Source organism: Paraburkholderia sp. BR14374 (genome assembly GCF_040948685.1).
GTDB classification, from domain to species: Bacteria; Pseudomonadota; Gammaproteobacteria; order Burkholderiales; family Burkholderiaceae; genus Paraburkholderia; species Paraburkholderia youngii.
Map to the genome: position 1 here is coordinate 1 of NZ_JBFPKF010000088.1, position 2,181 is coordinate 2,181.

Consider the following 2,181-nt stretch of genomic DNA (forward strand, 5'->3'; position numbering starts at 1 on the left):
CAGCGTCGTGGTCGTGACAGGCGACCCGCCGCCCGGCCGTGGACAACCCGCAATTTGATCTTATCGGGAGGTGCCACACCGCATTAAACTCAACTGCAGATCTGTCCGTCGAACCGGGTCACCCTCACCCTCCGTTATGGCGGTTCACCCGGGCAACCGGGAAGGAATCGACACTGCCAGCTGAGCTTCCCCTGAAATTTCGCCTTCCAGCAGGTCGTGTGTAAACTCGACCCAAAGGAAGGAAAGAAGAGATGTTCAAGGTACCAAAACAGGCGTACACGCCGGAGTTCCGGGCGGCGGCCGTGCAACGAGTCAAGGACGGGCAAGGCGTAGGCGCAGTGGCCCGCGAGTTGGGCGTGTCGGAGCAGACGCTGCGCAACTGGGTGAAGGCCGAGCAGGCCGGCAAACTGAACGGTCCCGGAGCGAAGGTGGTCACGCCCGGGCAGATGGAGCTCTCGCGGTTACGCGCCGAGAACAAGCGCCTGCAAATGGAGCTTGAAATCGCAAAAAAGGCGGCGGCGTACTTCGCGAAGGACCTTCTGTGAAGTACGCCTGGATTGCCGGGGAGTGCCGGCACTATCCGCTGTCAACGCTGTGCGAGGTCCTTTCGGTGAGCGTGAACGGCTATCGTGTCTGGAAGCGCGGCGGCACGCCCGAGCGGAAACGGTTGACCGACACGCAACTGCTTACGCTGATTCGGTCGATTCATGCCGAGGTCAAGGGCGCCTACGGCTCGCCACGCATGACCGAGGAGATTCGCGCACGCGGGTTTCCGGCCAGCAAGGCACGCGTGGAGCGTTTGATGAGCAAGAACGGTATCCGGGCACGCCACAAACGCCGCTACCGCGTCACGACTGATTCCCGGCACAAGCTGCCCGTCGCGCCGAACCTGTTGAACCGCGAGTTCGCGCCGGCTGCGCCGAATCAGGTGTTCAGTTCGGACATCACGTATATCTGGACCGACGAGGGCTGGCTGTATCTGGCGGTCGTGCTGGACCTGTTCAATCGAGAAGTCGTGGGTTGGTCCATCAAGCCGCGCATGACGGCCGACATTGTGACCGACGCGCTGACGATGGCATGGTTTCGCCGGAAGCCCGCGCCCGGCGCGCTGCACCACTCGGACCGTGGCAGTCAGGGCGGATTCAACCGGTCGTCGCAACACTCGATTATTGAGCAGACCTCAGGTATTCGTCCAGTGCTTCGGCAGGTGTCTTCCAACCAAGTGTTTTCCGGGGTCTGGTATTCAGTGCATTGGCAACGGCCTGGATTTCTCGATCGCTCCACCGGGACAGGTCTGTACCCTTTGGGAAGTATTGTCGCAAGAGACCGTTCGCGTTCTCGTTCGTGCCGCGCTGCTATGGACTGTGCGGGTCGGCGAAGAATACCTGTACCCCGGACTCGACCGTGAAACGGGCGTGATCGGATAGTTCTTTGCCACGATCCCAGGTCAATGACCGCCACAACTGGGCAGGCAGGTCAGTCACGGTCTTCTTGAGCGCGTTGGCCATCGTGACAGCTCCGTAGCCAGCCAGCGCAGGACCATTCTTCGCTCTGGGAATCAGCCCGTAGCCCTCCTCGCGAGGCAGATGGACGAGCATGGTGAACCGGCTCGACCGCTCAACCAGCGTTCCGATCGCGGACCGGTTCAGGCCGATGATCAGGTCACCGTCCCAATGCCCTGGCACAGCACGATCTTGCGCTTCAGCAGGCCGGCTGGAGATCATCACCGCCTCGCTAACGTGCGCCCAGGCCTTGGCCTGTGCCCGGGCCCTCGGCACGCGCAACGCCCGCCCAGTGCGCAAGCAGCTGACCAGCTCGCGCTTGAGAGCACCTCGGTCCTGGATATAAAGAGCCTGGTAAATGGCTTCGTGAGAGATGCGCATGGATTCGTCATCCGGGAAGTCGATCTGCAGCCGGTTGGAAATCTGTTCGGGCGACCAGCCATTGACCCATTTGCGATCACCGCGATGCGGTTTGTTTCTCCCTTTGAATGGTGCTTGCCGTGGCCCGGAAATCTCACGACCATCAGCGTCGCGAACCTTGCCCTCCAGACGGTCTGAGGGTGACCCGGTTCGACGGACAGATCTGCAGTTGAGTTTAATGCGGTGTGGCACCTCCCGATAAGATCAAATTGCGGGTTGTCCACGGCCGGGCGGCGGGTCGCCTGTCACGACCACGACG

At 61.6% G+C, this 2,181-nt stretch carries 2 pseudogenes; one reads left to right on the forward strand and one right to left on the reverse strand.

Annotated elements, in window-relative coordinates:
* Positions 1–251: 251 nt before the first annotated feature.
* Positions 252–1,135: pseudogene (locus tag AB3X86_RS38035) on the forward strand (IS3 family transposase); the annotation flags it as partial.
* 31 nt (positions 1,136–1,166) lie between these two features.
* On the opposite strand, the pseudogene AB3X86_RS38040 reads toward AB3X86_RS38035, so the two are convergent.
* A pseudogene (locus tag AB3X86_RS38040) lies at positions 1,167–2,057 on the reverse strand (IS30 family transposase); the annotation flags it as partial.
* Positions 2,058–2,181 lie beyond the last annotated feature (124 nt).